The sequence below is a fragment of the Rhodobium gokarnense genome (assembly GCF_025961475.1).
Lineage (GTDB): Bacteria > Pseudomonadota > Alphaproteobacteria > Rhizobiales > Rhodobiaceae > Rhodobium > Rhodobium gokarnense.
Genome location: NZ_JAOQNS010000009.1, coordinates 1 through 18,032, shown reverse-complemented (window position 1 = coordinate 18,032; position 18,032 = coordinate 1). Strand labels below are relative to the sequence as shown.

Below are 18,032 nucleotides of genomic sequence, written 5' to 3'. Positions count from 1 at the left end.
AGCCCGGCTCGTTGTTTTTTTTAGCCTTTCAGCAGGTCGACCAGCGTCGTGCCGAGCTGTGCCGGCGACGGGGAGATGCGGATGCCGGCCGCTTCCATCGCCGCGATCTTGTCTTCTGCGCCGCCCTTGCCGCCGGAGATGACGGCGCCGGCATGGCCCATGGTGCGGCCCGGAGGCGCCGTGCGGCCGGCGATGAAGCCGACCATCGGCTTACTGCGGCCCTTCTTGGCCTCGTCGGCGATGAACTGGGCGGCGTCCTCTTCGGCCGAGCCGCCGATCTCGCCGATCATGACGATGGACTGGGTCTCGTCGTCGGCGAGGAACATCTCCAGCATGTCGATGAACTCGGTGCCCTTGACCGGGTCGCCGCCGATGCCGACGGCCGTGGTCTGGCCGAGGCCCTCATTGGTGGTCTGGAACACGGCCTCATAGGTCAGCGTGCCGGAGCGCGAGACGATGCCGACATTGCCCTTCTTGAAGATCGAGCCCGGCATGATGCCGATCTTGCACTCTTCCGGCGTCAGCACGCCCGGGCAGTTCGGGCCGAGGAGCCGGGAGCTGGAGCGGTCGAGCCGGGCCTTGACCTTGACCATGTCCATCACCGGGATGCCCTCGGTGATGCAGACGATGAGCGGGATCTCGGCCTCGATGGCCTCGATGATCGCGGCACCGGCGCCCGCCGGCGGCACATAGACGACCGTGGCGTTGGCGCCGGTCTTTTCCTTGCCCTCGGCAACGGAGGCGAAGATCGGCAGCTCGGCGCCGCCCTCAACGTCGCCCCAGGTCTGGCCACCCTTCTTGGGGTGGATGCCGCCGACCATCTGGGTGCCGTAATAGGCGAGCGCCTGCTCGGTGTGGAAGGTGCCGGTCTTGCCGGTCAGGCCCTGGACCAGGACCTTGGTGTTCTTGTCGACGAGAATGGACATTACGCAGTCCCCTCCACGGCTTTGACGATTTTCTTTGCCGCGTCGTCGAGGTCGTCGGCGGCGATGACGTCGAGGCCGGAGCCGTTGAGGATCTCCTTGCCCTTTTCCACGTTGGTGCCTTCCAGGCGAACGACCAGCGGCACCTTGAGGCCGACTTCCTTGACCGCCTTGATGACGCCCTCGGCGATCACGTCGCAGCGCATGATGCCGCCGAAGATGTTGACCAGGATGCCCTTCACGTTGGGATCGGCGGTGATGATCTTGAACGCCGCGGTGACCTTTTCGGCCGAGGCGCCGCCGCCGACATCGAGGAAGTTCGCCGGCTCGGCGCCGTAGAGCTTGATGATGTCCATGGTCGCCATGGCCAGGCCGGCGCCGTTGACCATGCAGCCGATATTGCCGTCGAGCGCCACATAGGCGAGATCGTGCTTGGAGGCTTCGATCTCCTTGTCGTCCTCTTCGGTGAGGTCGCGCAGCTCCATGACGTCGTCATGGCGGAACAGCGCGTTGCCGTCGAAGGAGACCTTGGCATCGAGCACCCGGATATGGCCATCCTTCATGACGATCAACGGATTGATCTCCAAGAGGCTCATGTCCTTCTCGGTGAAGGCCTTGTAGAGGATGCCGGCAAGCTCCTTGCCCTCGGTCTTGGCGACGCCCTCAAGGCCGAGCGCGTCGGCGACCTTTTCGGCATCGGCGTCGGTGACGCCAGCTTCCGGGTCGATCGGGATGGTGTGGATCTTGTCCGGGGTCTCCTCGGCGACGGTCTCGATGTCCATGCCGCCTTCCGTCGAGGCGACGAAGGCGACGCGGCCGACGGTGCGGTCGACGAGGAGCGAGAGGTAGAGCTCGGTGGCGATGTCGGCGCCGTCCTCGATATAGAGGCGGTTGACGACCTTGCCGGCCGGGCCGGTCTGCTTGGTGACGAGGGTCGCGCCGAGCATCTGGCCGGCGAATTCCCTGACCTCCTCGACCGACTTGGCGAGCCGTACGCCGCCCTTGTCGCCGGCCGAGGCTTCCTTGAACTTGCCCTTGCCGCGGCCGCCGGCATGGATCTGGCTCTTGACCACCCAGAGCGGGCCGCCGAGCGTGTTGGCGGCGGCCTCCGCCTCACCGGGCGTGAAGATCGGCACGCCGCTTGCCACCGGCGCCCCAAAACCCTTCAACAGGGCCTTGGCCTGGTATTCGTGGATATTCATCCGTTCGCTCCCTCTTGCGGAAGTGTGTTCTGGTTGTCTGCGAAAACCCGTCAGGCGAGCGACGGCTCGATCTGCTGGCAGGCCTCGATCAGGCCCTTCACCGCATTGACCGACTTGTCGAAGCCTTCCTGCTCGGCGCCCTGAAGCTCGATCTCGACGATCTTTTCGACGCCGCCGGCACCGATGACGATCGGCACGCCGACATAGACGCCGTCGACGCCGTACTGGCCGCTGCAATAGGCGGCGCAGGGCAGGACGCGCTTCTTGTCCTTAAGGTAAGCTTCGGCCATGGCGATGCCGGAGGCGGCCGGGGCGTAGAAGGCCGAGCCGGTCTTCAACAGGCCGACGATCTCGGCGCCGCCGTCGCGGGTGCGCTGGACGATCTCTTCCAGCTTCTCCTCGGTGGTCCAGCCCATCTTGATGAGGTCCGGCAGCGGAATGCCGGCGACGGTGGAGTAGCGCGGCAGCGGCACCATGGTGTCGCCGTGGCCGCCGAGGACGAAGGCGGTGACGTCTTCCACGGAAACGCCGAACTCCTCGGCGAGGAAATAGCGGAAGCGGGCGGAGTCCAGCACGCCGGCCATGCCGACGACCATGTTCTTGGGCAGGCCCGAGAACTTCTGCAGCGCCCAGACCATGGCATCGAGCGGGTTGGTGATGCAGACGACGAAGGCGTCGGGGGCGTGCTCCTTGATGCCGGCGCCGACCGAGGCCATGACCTTCAGGTTAATTCCAAGGAGGTCGTCGCGGCTCATGCCGGGCTTGCGCGGCACGCCGGCGGTGACGATGACGACGTCGGCGCCGGCGATCCCGGAATAGTCCTGGGTGCCGGAGAGCGCTGCGTCGAAGCCTTCGACGGGCGAGGATTCGGCGAGGTCGAGGGCCTTGCCCTGGGGCATTCCCTCGGCGATGTCGAACAGGACGACGTCGCCCAGGTCCTTCAACCCGGCCAGGTGAGCCAGCGTTCCGCCGATCATACCCGAGCCGATAAGAGCAATCTTGTTGCGCGCCATTGTCGTTTGCTTCCCTTTACGTAAAGTAGATATAGCGTAAACTTTCACTCTTCAGGTGTCCCTACTCCGAATGGGCAGTCGGTTCAAGTGAAGACGCGGCAAAATAACGAAAGAATCATGGGCCGGCGGCGGTTCCGTGCCCATTCGATGAATATTCGGTTTTTCTTAAGTTTACGACCATTGCCGCGGCGGGGCGCCGCAGGCCCGCGCCGGCGGCCTGCCGTATCAGGAAGCGGCGTCGACCGCCTCTTCGACGGCGCTGTGCGGCAGGGCGATGTAGTCGGCCGAGCGCATCTCTATGAGGCGCGAGACGGTGCGGTCGAACTCGAAGGCTTCCGTGCCCGTCGCCGCCCTGTAGAGCTCCGTCGGCTCGGCGGCGGCCGAGACCACCAGCTTGACGCGGGCGTCATAGAGCGCGTCGACCAGCATGATGAAACGCTTGGCCTCGTTGCGCTTGGCCGCCGGCAGCACCGGCACGTTCTCAAGAAAAACCGTGTGGTAGGCGTGGGCGAGCCGCAGATAGTCGGCCGCGCCGAGCGGCTTTTCGCAGAGGTCGGCGAAGGGGATGCGGGCGATGCCGTGGGAGACCCGGGGGATTTCGATCCAGCGGCCCTTGTTTTCCAGCCGCTCGGCCCGCTCGTGGCCACCGCCGGACAGGCGCTGCCACATATGGTCCATGGCCGCATCCGCTTCCTCGCCGAGCGGCGTGAAGTAGATCGGCTCGCCGGACATCATCTCCAGCCGGTAGTCGGTGCGCGAATCGAGCCGGACGACGTCCACATGCTCCTTGAGGAGCGGGATGAAGGGCTCGAAGAACTGGCGGTTGAGGCCGTCCCTGTAGAGGTCGTCAGGATCGACGTTGGAGGTGGCGACCACGACAACGCCGCGCTCGAACAGGTCGGTGAAAAGCCGGCGCAGGATCATCGCATCGGCGATGTCGGTGACGGAGAATTCGTCGAAGCACAGCAGCCGCGTGTCTTCGGCAATGGCATCGGCGATCGGCGGGATCGGATCGGCATCCTTGACCGCGCCATCCTTGACCTTCTGGCGGAAGGCATGGACGCGCTCGTGGATGTCGGCCATGAACTCGTGGAAATGGCTGCGCCGCTTGCGCTTGACCGGGGCGAGGTCGAACAGAAGGTCCATGAGCATGGTCTTGCCGCGCCCGACCTTTCCCCATACGTAAACCCCGTGCACCGTGGACGCCTTCGGCGCGGTGCGGCCGAACAGCCAGCCGAGCGCGCTCTTCTTGGTGGCAAGGCGGCTCTCGGCGAGGTCTTCGCAGAGCTTGTCGAACCGGGCGACCAGGGCGGCCTGGGCCGCGTCGCGCTCGATTTCGCCGGCCCGCACGAGCGCATCGTAGCGCTCGGCCACGGTCGGCATAAGCGGCAGGCCTTCACTCACCGTAACGGGCTCCGGGTATCGGCAACATGGCGGGCACGGCGCGGCCGGGAGAGGCCGCGACGCTGGCTGCACCGATAGACCCTTTGCCGGCGCCATGCAAGGCGCACGCCCGCATAGCCGCTATTCGCCGCGCCCCGAACGGCATCAAGGTTACCACTTTTCCGGGACCGGCGCCGCCGGGCGTCCGGCCGCCCTCAGGCAGCCGGATCGAGGCTTATGCGCTTCAGGTCTTCCCAATTCTCGCCGACGGCGATCATGCAGGTACGGCCCGACGTATTGGTCATCAGCACCGTCCAGGATCCTGTCTTGGAGACGTAGATCTCCATGACGCCGGAGCGCGAGGCAAGGCCCATGGCGCGCGGCGTCTCCTGGTAGCGTTTGGCCAGCATTCCGACGACCGTTTCCCGGTCGCCGCAGGGAACGACACCTTGAGCGATGGCCGCCGAAGACAGGGATACAAACGCGGCAGCGAGCGCGCAGATGCCGAACCGGTTCGCCAGTATCGAGAGCATGGCGGTCTCCTCGGTTCGCATGTCGCCTCGCTTTCAACCCTTGGTCGGCGACCCATCCCGGCCTGGGAGGAGGCGGGATATCGCGGACCGTTGGCGAGGCCGATGGAGCATGTTGGCGGGCGTTCGGTTAACGAGTTCTTAAAAGCGGCAAAAGAAATTCCGTGTACGTAAGGATAATGTTTATACGCGCGGACGGGTGCCATGGCGCCGGAAAATGCCCGGGGCTCTGCCGTCCGCGCCCCGCGGGCCTATCGGGAGGAGGCGCCGGCCTTTTCGGGCGCGCGGGCATAGCCGATGGTCTCGAACCGCATGGAGCGGGCGTCGAACAGGAGGAGCTTGCCGATGAGCGGCTCGCCGACGCCGGCGATCAGCTTGATGACTTCCAGCGCCTGCAGCGATCCGATGACGCCGGTGAGCGCGCCGAGGACGCCGGCCTCAGCGCAAGTCGGCAGCAGCCCGTCCGGCGGCGGTGACGGGAAGAGATCCCGGTAGCGCGGGTTCTTGCCGCCGTCCGGGCCGTCCATGAACGGCACGAGCGTGGTGATGGAGCCGTCGAAGGTGCCGACGGCCGCCGTCACCAGCGGCTTTTCCAGCGCTTCGCAGCGGTCGGCCAGGCGGTAGCGGGTGGCGAAATTGTCGGTGCCGTCGACGACGATGTCGTAGGCACCGATGATGTCGTCGGCGTTGGCGTCCTCAAGGCGCAGCGGATGGGTCTCGACCGCGACGTTCGGATTGATGCGGGCGATCGACCTTGCGGCGCTTTCCACCTTCTTAATGCCGACGGCGTCGGTGTCGTGGATCACCTGGCGCTGCAGATTGGAGAGCGAGACCACGTCGTCGTCGACCGTGCCGAGCGTTCCGATGCCGGCCGCCGCCAGATAGACCAGAACCGGGGCCCCCAACCCGCCGGCGCCGACCACCAGCACCTTGCTCGCGGCGAGCTTCTGCTGGCCCGGCCCGCCGACATCGGCCAGCACGATATGGCGCGCGTAGCGCTCCAGCTCTTCCTTGGAAAAGGTCATTTTCGACGCCTACTCCACATGTACGCGGCCGTCGGCCGTTTCCAGGTGGAAGGCGGCGGCCATCAGCGTCTTGGTATAGTCGGTTTGCGGCCGGTCGAAAATCTCCTCGGCCGGACCCGACTCCACCACCTCGCCGGCGCGCATGACGATAACGTCATTGGCGAGCGCGCGGACCACCTTCAGGTCGTGGGAGATGAACAGATAGGCGAGGCTGTGGCGCTCCTGGAGCGTGCGCAGCAGGTCGACGACCTGGGCCTGGACGCTCATGTCGAGCGCCGAGGTCGGCTCGTCGAGCATGACGAATTTGGGCTCCAGCACCATCGCCCTTGCGATCGAGATGCGCTGGCGCTGGCCGCCGGAGAATTCGTGCGGATAGCGGTGGCGGGTCGACGGGTCGAGGCCGACCTCCTTGAGGACGCTCGCGACCTTGGCGTCGCGTTCGGCGGCGGAGAGGTGCGGGGCGTGGATGGCAAGGCCCTCGGCGACGATGTCGCCGACCGGTAGCCGCGGGCTGAGCGAGCCGTAGGGGTCCTGGAAGACGATCTGCATGTCGCGCCGCAGGGGCCGCATCTTCTTCCAGTTCCAGCCCTGGATGTCGCGGCCGAGGAAGACGACGCGGCCTTCGGAGGAGATGAGGCGCAGCAGCGCCAGGCCCAGCGTCGTCTTGCCGGAGCCGGATTCGCCGACGACGCCGAGCGTCTGGCCCTCGCGGACGGTGACGTCGATGCCGTCGACGGCCTTGATGTGGCCGACGGTCTTGCGCATCAGGCCACGCCGGATCGGGAACCAGACCTTGACGTCGTCCGCTTCGACGACGATGGGCGCGTGATCGTCGCGGGCCGGCGGGCGGCCCTTCGGTTCGGCGGCGAGCAGGTGCCTGGTATAGGGGTGCTGCGGGCGCTCGAAGATCTCCTCGACCGGGTTTTCCTCCACGATCTCGCCGCCGGTCATGACGCAGACCCGGTCCGAGACCTTGCGGACGATGCCGAGATCGTGGGTGATGAACAGCATCGCCATGCCGCGCTTTTCCTGCAACTCCTTCAGGAGAGCGAGGATTTCGGCCTGCACGGTAACGTCCAGCGCCGTCGTCGGCTCGTCGGCGATCAGGAGGTCCGGCTCGTTGGCGAGCGCCATGGCGATCATGACGCGCTGGCGCTGGCCGCCGGAGAGCTGGTGCGGATAGGCGCCAAGGCGGGATTCCGGGTCCTTGATGCGGACCTGGTGGAGGAGCTGCAGCACCCGCTCGCGGGCGGCGCGGTCGCTCATACCGCGGTGGATTTTCAGGATCTCGCCGACCTGGCGCTCCACCGTGTGCAGCGGATTGAGCGAGGTCATCGGCTCCTGGAAGATCATCGCGATGTCGTCGCCGCGCACGCGTCTCAGGTCCCGCTCGTCATTGTCGAGGATGTCCTCGCCGCGGAAGAGGATCTTTCCATTCGGATGCGACGCGGAGGGATAGGGCAACAGCTTCAGGATGGAGAGCGCCGTCACCGACTTGCCGGAGCCGGATTCGCCGACCAGCGCCACGGTCTCGCCCTTGGCGATGTCGAAGGAGACGTGCCTGACGGCCTCCGTCACCCGCCCGGACTGGGAGAAGTTGACCGACAGGTCCTGGATGGAAAGGAGGGGGTCGGAACTCAATGGAAATCTCTCTCGATCATCTCGCTCAATTCACCGAAGACATCGAGCTTCGTCATCTGGCCCGGGACGCGGATTTGCTTGTCGCCGGTAACGAAATAGCGGCATCGGCTGAGCACCGCAGTCGCAAGGTGGATGGCATCGGGAAGTTTCACCTTCGCGCTTTGCGCCTGACGCAGTTCGATCGTCTCTTCAAGGACCGCCCGCGAAACAGGTTCAAGGGTGACCACACCGCTGGAGAGCAGAAGCTCATAGTAGGAGCGCTTTCCGGCGAATCGTCGAGGCGGCTTGCCCTCCTGTCGCTGCCGCTCGATTTCGCGCGGCGTCAATCTTTTGGAAAATGCGGCTTCGGCTAAGGTCAGTTCACTTGTCACTCCGCGGCCTTCGTTTTCCCTCAGATATTCAATGAGACGTTGGGCCGGAACAGCAGCGTCTCCGGCACCTTCCAGAGCATAGATGAAGACGTTGGTGTCGAGGTAGATCGGAGGCTCCACGCCCTCAGTCATCCCAGGCATCCCGTTCCCTGCGGATATGCTCGTCAATCTCTTCGCGCGACAGACGCTCCTCCGGCGGAACAGCGGTGAATAGTTCCTCGAGAGTCATGGTCGGTTTCGGCTTTGGCTCTTCCGCCTCGACGGTGATCCTGACATGGCTTCCGGCCGGCAGGTCCGGCTTCAGGTCGTCGGGCAGCTTGTCGACGGGATAGTGGTCCTTGTGGACGATCCTGTTCATGAGACTTCCTCCCGCCCCTCAAATGAACGTCTTGCGCGGATCGAAGGCGTCGCGGACGGCTTCGCCGACGAAGATGAGGAGCGACAGCATCAAGGATATCACGAAAAAGCCCATCAGCCCGAGCCAGGGGGCCTCGATGTTGCGCTTGCCCTGGGCGAGGAGTTCGCCGAGCGAGGGCGAGCCGGGGGGCAGGCCGAAGCCGAGGAAGTCGAGCGAGGTCAGCGTGGTGATCGAGCCGTTGAGGATGAACGGCATGAAGGTCAGGGTCGCGACCATGGCGTTCGGCAGCAGGTGGCGCCACATGATGGTGGCGTTGGAGACGCCGAGGGCGCGGGCGGCGTTGATGTATTCGAAATTGCGGCCGCGCAGGAACTCCGCGCGCACCACGCCGACCAGCGCCACCCAGGAGAACAGCAGGAGGATCCCGAGCAGCACCCAGAAGCTCGGCACCAGCACGCTGGAAATGATCAGCAGCAGGTAGAGGGACGGAATCGAGGTCCATATCTCGATGAAGCGCTGGAACAAAAGGTCCGTCCAGCCGCCGAAATAGCCCTGGACCGCGCCGGCGGCAACGCCGATCACCGAGGAGCAGATGGTCAGCACCAGGCCGAAGAGGACCGATATCCTAAAGCCGTAGATCAGCCGCGCGACCACGTCGCGGCCCTGGTCGTCCGTGCCGGCCCAGTTGAAGTTGCCGAAGGTGCAGTTGGGGTCTTCCACGCCCTTCGGATATTTCTGGCAGAGCTCCTTGCGGTCGAGGAAGATCGCCGGCGGCGAGGGTGCCGGCACCGGAATCTCGTTGTTCACCGTGCGGTAGGAGTAGCGGATCGGCGGCCAGAGTATCCAGCCTTCGGCCTTGATGTTGTTCTGGATGTAGGGATCGCGGTAGTCCGCAATCGCGTAAAAGCCGCCGAACATGTCCTCCGGGTAATCGAACAACACCGGCGCCAGCACCTCGCCCTTGAAATAGACGAGGAGCGGGCGGTCGTTGGCGATGAATTCGGCGAGCAGCGTCAGGACGAAGAGGACGAGGAAAATCCAGAGCGACCAGTAGCCCCGCTTGTGGGCCTTGAAGTTGGACCAGCGCCGGGCGTTCAGCGGCGAGAGCTGAAAGCGGCCCTTTTGCGCCTCCACGGCCGGTGCGGTCTGTTCCGGGGTCGTTGCGTCCATCGCCCTCAGACCTCCCGGCTTTCGAAATCGATCCTGGGATCGATGACCGTGTAGATCAGGTCGGTGAGAAGGTTCACCAGAAGCCCCATCAGCGAGAAGATGTAGAGGGTGGCAAAGACGATCGGGTAGTCGCGGTTGATCACCGATTCAAAGCCGAGCAGCCCCAGGCCGTCCAACGAGAAGATCTGCTCGATCAGCAGCGAACCGGCGAAGAAGGCACTGATGAAGGCGCCGGGAAAGCCGGCGATGACGATCAGCATGGCGTTCCTGAAGACGTGGCCGTAGAGCACCTGGCGCTCGGTCAGGCCCTTGGCCCGCGCCGTCATGACGTATTGCTTGCGGATCTCGTCGAGGAACGAGTTCTTGGTCAGGAGCGTCGTCGTTGCAAAGGCCGACAGCGCCAGGGCCGTCAGCGGCAGGACGAGGTGCCAGAAATAGTCGAGGATGCGCGCCGGCCAGCTCAATTCCTCCCAGTTCTCCGAGGTGAGGCCCCTTAAGGGGAACCAGTCGAAGAAGGAGCCGCCGGCAAAGAGCACGATCAGCAAGACGGCAAAGAGGAAGCCGGGGATGGCGTAGCCGACGATGACGACGGCGCTCGTCCAGATGTCGAACCGGGTGCCGTCCCGCACCGCCTTGGCGATGCCGAGCGGGATCGAGATGGAATAGGACAAGAGCGTCATCCACAGCCCGAGGGAGATGGAGACCGGCATCTTTTCCAGGATCAGGTCGATGACGGAAACGTCCCGGAAATAGCTGTCGCCGAAATCGAAGCGGGCGTAGTTCCAGATCATCAGGCCGAAGCGCTCATAGGCCGGCTTGTCGAAGCCGAACTGCTTTTCCAGCTCCTTGATGAATTCCGGATCGAGCCCCTGGGCGCCGCGATATTTCGACGTCACCGCCTCGCCGCCGGCCTGGGAGCCCGGCTGGGCGCCGCCGAAATCGCCGCCCGCCCCGCCACCGAAACGCGCGGTGGCGGAAACGTCGGTGCCGGTGAGCTGGGCGATGACCTTTTCGACCGGACCGCCGGGGGCGAACTGGATGACGAGGAAGCTGACCAGCATGATCCCGAGGATGGTCGGGATCATCAGCAGCAGTCGGCGGAGGATATAGGCGCCCATTACGTTGCCGTTCGTCCGTTTCCGGTGCGGTGATCTTTATTGCGAATCAAGCCTTGCGGCCTTTTCCTCGTCGTACCACCAGGTGGTCTCGACGGGAAACTCGTAACGGGGTTTGGTTTCCGGCCAGCCATATTCGTCCCACAGGGCGACGGTGTGGACGGGCTTGTACCAGTTCGGCACCCAGTAGCGGCCGGCGCGCAAGACCCGGTCGAGGGCGCGGGCTGCGGTCGTCATCGCCTCGCGGCTCTTCGCATGGATCAGCTTTTCGACCAGCGCATCAACGGCCGGCTGGCGGATGCCGGCAAGGTTGTTGGAGCCGTCGACCATCGCCGAGCGCGAGGAAAACATCTGGCGGATGCCCTCGCCCGGCGTCGCCTCAAGGGTGAAGCGCCGGCCGACCGCGTCGAAATCGAAGCCGTCGAGGCGGGCCTGGTACTGGGCCGCATCGACGAGGCGGATAGAGGCCGGAACGCCGATGAGGCGGAGATTGTCCACATAGGGCTGCAGTACGCGCTCGAAGGTCGGCGCGTTGGTCATGAACTCGATGGTGAGCGCATTGCCGTCCTTGTCGACGAGCGCGCCGTCGCGGCGGGTCCAGCCGGCGTCAGTGAGGAGCTGAACCGCCCGGCGCAGCAGCGAGCGGTCGCGGCCGGAGCCGTCGGTGACCGGCGGCATCCAGGGCTCGCCGAAGACCTCTTCCGGCAGGCTGTCGCGGAACGGCTCCAGGAGTTCCAGTTCTTCGGCGGACGGCGGGCCCTCCGCCTTCATCGGCGAATTCTCGAAGAAGGACTCGGTGCGCACATAGCTGCCGTAAAAGAGGTTGGCGTTGGTCCATTCGAAATCGAAGGCAAGGCCGATCGCCTCGCGGGTGCGCGGATCGGCGAATTTTTCGCGCCGGGTGTTGAAGAACCAGCCCTGGGCGCCCGCCGGCGTCAGGTCCGGGAACTCCTTCTTGATCACCTTCTTGGCGTGGAAGGCCGGAAAATCGAAGCCGGTCGCCCAGGTCTTGGCGATGAAGGTCTCGAAGATGCGCGTGTTGCCCTTCTTGAAGGCCTCGAAGGCGACCGTGCGGTCGCGATAGAAGTCGACGCGGATGCGGTCGAAATTGTTGTGGCCGACGGCCGACGGCGCGTCGTTGCCCCACCAGTCCCTGACCCGCTCATATTCGATATAGCGGCCGGCCTGGAAGTCGCCGACCTTGTAGGGCCCGCAGCCGAGCGGCACGTCGAGGGTCGAGGCGGTGAAATCGCGGCCGTCCCACCAGGCCTTTGAGAAGATCGGCAGATCGGCGACGATCAGCGGCAGCTTGCGGGTCTGCTTGCCGGAAAAGCGGACAAGGGTCGTCAGTTCGTCCTCGGCCTCCACGCTCGCCATCTCCTCGATGGTCTGGCTGACCAGCGGATGGCCCTTTTCCTTCAGGATGTTGAGGGAAAAGGCGACGTCCTCGGCCGTGAGCGGGCTGCCGTCGTGGTGGATGGCATTCGGCCTCAGATGGAAGCGGTAGAGATTGCCGTCCTCCAGGATGTCGACGGTCTCGGCGAGCTCGCCATAGACCGCGTCCGGCTCGTCATAGGCCCGGGTCATCAGCCGGGTGAAGGTCATCTCCATGCGCGGTGGCGCATCGCCCTTCAGCACGAAGGAATGCAGCGTGTTGAAGGTCTGGGGGTTCTGGTTGTAGGCCCAGGAGGGCGGGCGGAAGCTCATCCTTCCGCCCTTCGGCGCGTCCGGGCGGACATAGGTGAAATGGGCAAAATCCGGCGGATAGCCAAGGTCGCCGAAGACCGAGAGGCCGTGCAGGCCGGTCGCCTCCGCTGCCCCGGCGGCTCTGGCACCGGCTGGCAACAACGCAGCGACAGCCGTGCCCGCCGTCAGCTTCATCAGGGTGCGGCGGTCGATGCCGGGCATGCCGGGCGTGGCGCGGGTCGTCCTGGCGCCGCTCACGAGGGCTTGCCCGTCTTTTCGGCCTTTTCCTCGTCGTACCACCAGATGGTCGGAAAGCCGTGGGTGAATTCCGGCAGGGTCTGCGGCCGGCCGAACCGGTCCCAGCGGGCGGTGCGGTCGTAGTCGACATAGTATTGCGGCGTCATGAAGTTGTTCCACAGGAGCACGCGGTCGAGGGCGTGGGTCGCGGCGACCAGGTCCGCGCGGTCCTTGGCGAAGATCACCCGCTCGATCATCTTGTCGACGGCCTCGTCCTTGATGCCGGCGAAGTTGCGCGAGGCCGGGTTGCTTGCCGCCTCAGAGCCCCAGAAGTCGCGCTGCTCGTTGCCGGGCGACAGACTCTCCGGCCAGGAGAAGGTGATCATCTCGAAATCGAAGGAGCGCAGCCGGTTGATGTATTGCGAGGTGTCGACGATGCGCATCTTCAGCTCGATGCCGATCTTCTTCAGGTTCTGGGCATAGGGCAGGACGATGCGTTCAAAGTCCGGATCGATGCCGAGATATTCGATCGTGAAGGGCTCGCCGGTCTTGGTATTGACGAGCTGGCGCCCCTTGAACTCCCAGCCGGCCTCCTTCAGGAGCCGCAAGGCTTCGCGCAGGTTCTGCCGCAGCTTCGTCGGATCGCCCGCCACCGGATTGCTGTAGGGCTCGGTGAAGAGCTCGTCCGGCACGAGCCCGCGCACCTCCTCCAGGATCTCCAGCTCGCGGCCCTCCGGCACGCCGGAGGAGGCGAGCTTGGTGCCCGCGAAATAGGAATCGATGCGCTTGTACTCGTTATAGAAAAGGGTCCGGTTCGCGGTCTCGAAGTCCCAGGCGAGATTGAGGGCGCGGCGCACCCGCCAGTCAGAAAACTTTTCCAGCCGGAGATTCGGCACGAAGGCCTGCATGATGCCCGAGGCCTTGTCCGGGAATTTCTCCAGCACGACCCGGCCGTCGCGCACCGCCGGGAAGTCGTAGCCGGTGGCCCAGGCCTTCGCCGAGTTCTCGCTGCGCCAGTCGTACTGGTCGCCCTTGAAGGCTTCCAGGAGGACGGTGCGGTCGAGGAACACCTCGTAGCGGATCTCGTCGAAATTGTTCTGGCCGATGCCGAAGGGCAGGTCCTTGCCCCAGTAGTCGTCGACGCGCTGGTAGGTAATCGAGCGCCCGGCATCGAATGTGCCGATCCTGTAGGGGCCGGAGCCGACCGGCGGCTCAAGGGTGGTCTTGGAGATATCGCGCGTGTTGCCGTTGGCGTCGGTACCCGTCCACCAGTGCTTCGGCAGCACGGTGAGCTGGCCGACGATATGCGGCAGCTCGCGGTTTCCGGTCTGGTCGAAGGTGAAGGTCACCTCGTGCTCGCCGGTCACCTCGGCCTTTGTGACGTGGCTGTAGTAGAAGCGCTGGCCGGGATTGAGCTCGATGGTCTTCTCGAAGCTCCAGACCACGTCCTCCGGCGTGATCGGCTTGCCGTCATGCCAGCGCGCCTCGGGGCGCAGGCGGTATTTCACCCAGGCATAGTCGTCCGGATATTGCAGCGCCTCGGCGATTTGGCCGTACATGGTCGAGGTGTCGGCCTCGTCGAGGGCGGTCGCGGCGAGGGATTCGTAGATCAGAAGGATGCCGGGCGCGGCATCGCCCTTGGACAGGATCGGGTTGAAGCTGTCGAAGGAGCCGATGGAGGAGAGCCGGACGATGCCGCCCTTGGGCGCATCCGGATTGACGTAGTCGAACTGCTTGAAGCCTTCGGGCCGCTTCGGCTCCCCGATCAGCGCCGTTGCGTGGCGCCAGGGCGGGGCCTTACCGGATTGGGCGTCGTCGGCATGGGCGGTGTCGGCAGGGGCGGTCGCCGCCCCGATCGCGAGAAACCCGACGAGAGCGGCAGTGAGAGCCCGTGACAACGTCATGAATGCACCCGGTCCTTCCAATGGCTTTGCCGACCCAAAGGGCCGGATTCTGAAAGCTAAGATAGAAACCGGTGCCGCCAAAGGACACCGGGAAATCGCAAAATGACGAAAAATTAAGGCGAAACGGGCGCGCGAGGCTCGCCTCGACGCCGTCAGGCTGCCGGTTCGGGTCCATGAAACGACAAAGGCCGGACACAGAGGCCCGGCCTTCGATCGATTCTTGTCGAAAAGGCGCCCGGCCTATTCGGTCTTTTCTTCCGCGGCCGGGGCATCGCCGTCGCCAGCCGCCTCACCGGACGTCTCCCCGGAGCTATCGGAGGAGCTATCAGGGGAGCTGTCGGGGGAGCTTTCCTCGGCCGCGGGCTGCTCTGCCGGGGCGTCGGAACTCTCCGCCGCGGCGGGCTCATCGGCCGGGGTCTCGGAAGCGCTGTCGGCTGCCGGTGCGGCCTCTTCTGACGCGCCCTCGGCGGCCGGCTCTTCTGCCGGTGCTTCGTCGCTCGCCACTTCCGGCAGCGGCGCCGGCGTTGCCGCGAGCGTGCGCAGATAGGCGAGGATATCCGCCCGGTCCTCGGGCTTCTTCAGGCCGGCAAAGGACATCTTGTTGCCGGGCACCGCTTCCTTCGGATTGTGCAGATAGGCATTGAGGTTGGCGTAGGTCCAGTCATGCTCCGCGCCGTAGTCGTGGACGGCGTTGGAGTAGGAAAAGCCTTCATGGGCGCCGGGCTTGCGGCCGACGATGCCGTAAAGGTTCGGCCCGACCTTGTTGTCGCCGCCCTCCTCGAAGGTGTGGCAGGCCGCGCATTTCTTGGCGACCTTCTCGCCGGCGGCCGGATCGGCATCGGCGATCATCGCCAGCACGTCCGCCTTCGGCGCCTCCTCGGCAGGGGCGGCCGGTTCGTCGCTGGGCTCCGGCACCGCAATGGCGTAGCCCGGCGTTTCCGGCGCCGGCTCGTGGAAGATAAACTCGGCGATGAACGACAGTCCGAACAGCACGAACAGCGTCGCCAGCAGGCTGCCGATGACCTTGTTGATTGTGAATGAGTCCATGAATTCTTCGCTCCAGTCGGCGGCCGCTGAGCTCGACCGCTACTGTTTCCCCTAGCGTCACTTATTTGTTTTACGCAGCCTTCGGACAGGCGATGGCGTGGCGGTACGCGTTTTTGCGCAGCCGGAAACTACAGGCTTTGCCCGAAGCTTGTCCATAGTATAAACGGCGGGACTGTCACGGAAAAACAACATATTCGGATTATTTAATGTCTGCATCCGCGCTCGTCCTCGTTCCGGCCCGCATGAGTTCCACGCGGCTGCCGGGCAAACCGCTCGCCGACATTGCCGGCCAGCCGATGATCGTCCAGGTCTGGCGGCGGGCAATGGAGGCGGAGATCGGCCCGGTCGTGGTCGCCTGCGATGACGTCCGCATCCTTGAGGCGGTGACGGCCGCGGGCGGAAAGGCCGTGCTGACCGATCCCGGCCACCAGTCCGGCTCCGACCGCATCTTCGAGGCGATCGGCAAGGTCGATCCGGAGGGCCGGCATTCCGTTATCGTCAACGTCCAGGGCGACCTGCCGACCATCGAGCCGGAGGCGATCCGGGCCTGTTTCCGGCCGCTGGAGACGCCGGAGGTGGACATCGCGACGCTCGCCACCGAAATCACCGTCGCCGAGGAGCGCGACAATCCGAACGTCGTCAAGATGGTCGGCACGGAGGTGGCGCCCGGGCGCATGCGCGCGCTCTATTTCACCAGGGCCACCGCACCCCATGGCGAGGGCCCGCTCTACCACCATATCGGCCTCTATACTTATCGCCGCGCGGCGCTGGAGCGGTTCGTCTCGTTGCCGCAGAGCACTTTGGAAAAGCGCGAGAAGCTGGAACAGCTCCGGGCCCTGGAAGATGGCATGCGGATCGACGTTGCCCTTGTCGATACGGTGCCGCTCGGCGTAGATACTCCCGCCGACCTGGAGCGCGCCCGCGCCGCGCTCGGCTGACGGCCCCCGCCCGCAACGAAAGACCCGCCATGACCAACGACACTTCCCTCGACAGCAACGACTGCATCGCCTTCCAGGGCGAACTCGGCGCCTTTTCCCACCAGGCCTGCGAGGAGGTGTTTCCGGGCATGGAGGTGTTGCCCTGCGCGACCTTCGAGGACGCCTTCCAGGCGGTCAAGCAGGGCACGGCGAAGCGGGCGATGATCCCGGTCGACAATTCGCTCTACGGACGGGTCGCCGACGTGCACCACCTGCTGCCGGAATCGGGCCTCTACATCATCGGCGAGCATTTCGTGCGCATCCGCCTGCAATTGATGGCGCCGAAGGGCGCGACGCTGAAAGACCTGAAGGCCGTGCACAGCCACACCGTGGCGCTCGGCCAGTGCCGCAAATTCCTCAAGAAGCACGGGCTGAAGGCGCTGATCCATGCCGACACGGCCGGCTCGGCGGCGCTGATCGCGGAACAGGGCAACCCCACCGAAGGCGCCATCGGCTCGGAACTGGCGGCGGCGGAATACGGCCTTGAGATCCTTGCTCGCAACATCGAGGACGCCGAACACAACACCACCCGGTTCCTGATCCTGTCGCGCCAGAAGATCGAGGCCGATTCCCTCAACGGGCCGGCGATCACCACCTTCTTCTTCCGGGTCCGCAACGTGCCGGCCGCGCTCTACAAGGCCATGGGCGGCTTCGCCACCAACGGCGTCAACATGGTCAAGCTGGAAAGCTACATGGTCGGCGGCACCTTCAACGCCACCCAGTTCTACGCCGACATCGAGGGCCACCCCGACGAGCGCAGTGTCGCGCTCGCCCTGGAGGAGGCTCAGTTCTTCTCCAGCCACATGAAGATTCTCGGCGTCTACCCGGCCCACCCGTTCCGGCGGATGGAGCGGGATTAGGGGGACTTGTTTTCGCTCGCTAGCCTCCGCGGGGGCGGCGCATCAGCGCCGGCGGCCGTTCGGCCTTGCGAAGCCTGACGGCTTCGATGTTGCACTCGGTTCGCTTTGTTCATGGCTCCGCGAGGGCGGCGAGTTTTTTGTCTCACGGCCGAGCGTTCGCCGACGCTCACTGGCCTCCGACGGGCCTCGCATCCGCTCGGGCGGCCGTTCGGCCTTGCGAGCCCGTTGGGCTCGATTGTCCCGGCGTCACACACCGTCGTCATCCCGGCCGGAGCGTAGCGGAGAGCCGGGACCCATTGCCCCCATCGACAACGGTAGCCCTGCGCGGTTCTTTTTGCGGGTGTTGACCCTCGGCCGGGCATCATTCCGACTGTGAACGACATACCGTGCAGATGGGGGCAATAGGCCCGGCTCGGGGGCCGGGGTGACGGCTGCGTGTTCAGCGAGCGCATCCAAATGAACGCCAACGTCCGATGGATTGCCGCGTCGGCCTTGCGGCCTCCTCGCAATTGTCTGTTTGAAGTTGGTTAGGATTGTTGTGTCGCCGCAGATGGCGATGCCGGGTCCGGGGCGGCCGCTCCGGACCCGGC

The 18,032-nt window shown here is 65.2% G+C and carries 16 protein-coding genes; 2 read left to right on the top strand and 14 right to left on the bottom strand.

Going from position 1 to position 18,032, the window contains the following annotated elements:
- Positions 1-20: 20 nt before the first annotated feature.
- The 14 genes from sucD to M2319_RS15400 form a co-directional block, all read right to left on the bottom strand.
- Entirely contained in the window at positions 21-926 is a 906-nt protein-coding gene (gene sucD, locus M2319_RS15465; RefSeq protein WP_264602367.1) for a succinate--CoA ligase subunit alpha, read from the bottom strand.
- Positions 926-2,179 carry an ADP-forming succinate--CoA ligase subunit beta gene (sucC, locus tag M2319_RS15460; RefSeq protein ID WP_264602530.1) on the bottom strand — a complete coding sequence of 418 codons (1,254 nt, stop codon included), beginning with the start codon at positions 2,177-2,179 and terminating at the stop codon, positions 926-928. Before sucC ends, sucD begins: the two co-directional genes overlap by 1 nt.
- Positions 2,176-3,138: a malate dehydrogenase gene (gene mdh / locus M2319_RS15455; protein ID WP_111435216.1), complete on the bottom strand. Its 963-nt coding sequence runs from the start codon at positions 3,136-3,138 to the stop codon at positions 2,176-2,178. The genes sucC and mdh overlap by 4 nt, the downstream gene beginning before the upstream one ends.
- Before the next feature lie 225 nt (positions 3,139-3,363).
- Positions 3,364-4,521: a cell division protein ZapE gene (gene zapE, locus M2319_RS15450; RefSeq protein WP_264602529.1), complete on the bottom strand. Its 1,158-nt coding sequence runs from the start codon at positions 4,519-4,521 to the stop codon at positions 3,364-3,366.
- Positions 4,522-4,736: 215 nt separating this feature from the next.
- Entirely contained in the window at positions 4,737-5,054 is a 318-nt protein-coding gene (locus M2319_RS15445) for a hypothetical protein (RefSeq protein ID WP_264602366.1), read from the bottom strand.
- 248 nt (positions 5,055-5,302) lie between these two features.
- Complete coding sequence (locus tag M2319_RS15440) at positions 5,303-6,076, bottom strand: molybdopterin-synthase adenylyltransferase MoeB (protein WP_264602365.1); 774 nt, start codon at positions 6,074-6,076, stop codon at positions 5,303-5,305.
- Between the two features lie 9 nt (positions 6,077-6,085).
- Positions 6,086-7,717, bottom strand: a complete 1,632-nt coding sequence (locus tag M2319_RS15435) for an ABC transporter ATP-binding protein (protein WP_264602364.1) — start codon at positions 7,715-7,717, stop codon at positions 6,086-6,088.
- Complete coding sequence (locus M2319_RS15430) at positions 7,714-8,220, bottom strand: type II toxin-antitoxin system VapC family toxin (protein WP_264602363.1); 507 nt, start codon at positions 8,218-8,220, stop codon at positions 7,714-7,716. Before M2319_RS15430 ends, M2319_RS15435 begins: the two co-directional genes overlap by 4 nt.
- The gene (locus M2319_RS15425; RefSeq protein WP_264602362.1) at positions 8,213-8,446 is read right to left on the bottom strand and encodes a hypothetical protein; all 234 of its coding nucleotides are present in this window, start codon (positions 8,444-8,446) and stop codon (positions 8,213-8,215) included. Before M2319_RS15425 ends, M2319_RS15430 begins: the two co-directional genes overlap by 8 nt.
- Before the next feature lie 18 nt (positions 8,447-8,464).
- Positions 8,465-9,616, bottom strand: a complete 1,152-nt coding sequence (locus tag M2319_RS15420) for an ABC transporter permease (RefSeq protein ID WP_264602361.1) — start codon at positions 9,614-9,616, stop codon at positions 8,465-8,467.
- A gap of 5 nt (positions 9,617-9,621) precedes the next feature.
- A complete protein-coding gene (locus M2319_RS15415; RefSeq protein ID WP_264602360.1) occupies positions 9,622-10,734 on the bottom strand; it encodes a microcin C ABC transporter permease YejB in 1,113 nt (370 codons plus the stop codon).
- A 36-nt stretch (positions 10,735-10,770) separates the two neighbouring features.
- A complete protein-coding gene (locus M2319_RS15410; protein ID WP_319801788.1) occupies positions 10,771-12,675 on the bottom strand; it encodes an extracellular solute-binding protein in 1,905 nt (634 codons plus the stop codon).
- Complete coding sequence (locus M2319_RS15405; protein WP_264602359.1) at positions 12,672-14,558, bottom strand: extracellular solute-binding protein; 1,887 nt, start codon at positions 14,556-14,558, stop codon at positions 12,672-12,674. Before M2319_RS15405 ends, M2319_RS15410 begins: the two co-directional genes overlap by 4 nt.
- Positions 14,559-14,798: 240 nt before the next feature.
- Positions 14,799-15,605 carry a c-type cytochrome gene (locus M2319_RS15400; RefSeq protein WP_264602358.1) on the bottom strand — a complete coding sequence of 269 codons (807 nt, stop codon included), beginning with the start codon at positions 15,603-15,605 and terminating at the stop codon, positions 14,799-14,801.
- A 206-nt stretch (positions 15,606-15,811) separates the two neighbouring features.
- Between M2319_RS15400 and M2319_RS15395 the strand changes: the two genes are divergently transcribed.
- Together M2319_RS15395 and M2319_RS15390 are read left to right on the top strand one after the other, a co-directional pair.
- Positions 15,812-16,543: a 3-deoxy-manno-octulosonate cytidylyltransferase gene (locus M2319_RS15395; RefSeq protein WP_264602357.1), complete on the top strand. Its 732-nt coding sequence runs from the start codon at positions 15,812-15,814 to the stop codon at positions 16,541-16,543.
- 29 nt (positions 16,544-16,572) lie between these two features.
- Positions 16,573-17,442, top strand: coding sequence for a prephenate dehydratase (locus tag M2319_RS15390; protein WP_264602356.1), 870 nt, complete (start codon positions 16,573-16,575; stop codon positions 17,440-17,442).
- The last annotated feature ends 590 nt before the right edge of the window (positions 17,443-18,032 follow it).

What these genes read in the sequence shown, in the direction of transcription:
- sucD (WP_264602367.1), bottom strand. Translation starts at nt 926, where the DNA reads ATGTCCATTCTCGTCGACAAGAACACCAAGGTCCTGGTCCAGGGCCTG.
- mdh (WP_111435216.1), bottom strand. Translation starts at nt 3,138, where the DNA reads ATGGCGCGCAACAAGATTGCTCTTATCGGCTCGGGTATGATCGGCGGA.
- zapE (WP_264602529.1), bottom strand. Translation starts at nt 4,521, where the DNA reads ATGCCGACCGTGGCCGAGCGCTACGATGCGCTCGTGCGGGCCGGCGAA.
- M2319_RS15445 (WP_264602366.1), bottom strand. Translation starts at nt 5,054, where the DNA reads ATGCTCTCGATACTGGCGAACCGGTTCGGCATCTGCGCGCTCGCTGCC.
- M2319_RS15440 (WP_264602365.1), bottom strand. Translation starts at nt 6,076, where the DNA reads ATGACCTTTTCCAAGGAAGAGCTGGAGCGCTACGCGCGCCATATCGTG.
- M2319_RS15430 (WP_264602363.1), bottom strand. Translation starts at nt 8,220, where the DNA reads ATGACTGAGGGCGTGGAGCCTCCGATCTACCTCGACACCAACGTCTTC.
- M2319_RS15425 (WP_264602362.1), bottom strand. Translation starts at nt 8,446, where the DNA reads ATGAACAGGATCGTCCACAAGGACCACTATCCCGTCGACAAGCTGCCC.
- M2319_RS15420 (WP_264602361.1), bottom strand. Translation starts at nt 9,616, where the DNA reads ATGGACGCAACGACCCCGGAACAGACCGCACCGGCCGTGGAGGCGCAA.
- M2319_RS15415 (WP_264602360.1), bottom strand. Translation starts at nt 10,734, where the DNA reads ATGGGCGCCTATATCCTCCGCCGACTGCTGCTGATGATCCCGACCATC.
- M2319_RS15405 (WP_264602359.1), bottom strand. Translation starts at nt 14,558, where the DNA reads ATGACGTTGTCACGGGCTCTCACTGCCGCTCTCGTCGGGTTTCTCGCG.
- M2319_RS15400 (WP_264602358.1), bottom strand. Translation starts at nt 15,605, where the DNA reads ATGGACTCATTCACAATCAACAAGGTCATCGGCAGCCTGCTGGCGACG.
- M2319_RS15395 (WP_264602357.1), top strand. Translation starts at nt 15,812, where the DNA reads ATGTCTGCATCCGCGCTCGTCCTCGTTCCGGCCCGCATGAGTTCCACG.
- M2319_RS15390 (WP_264602356.1), top strand. Translation starts at nt 16,573, where the DNA reads ATGACCAACGACACTTCCCTCGACAGCAACGACTGCATCGCCTTCCAG.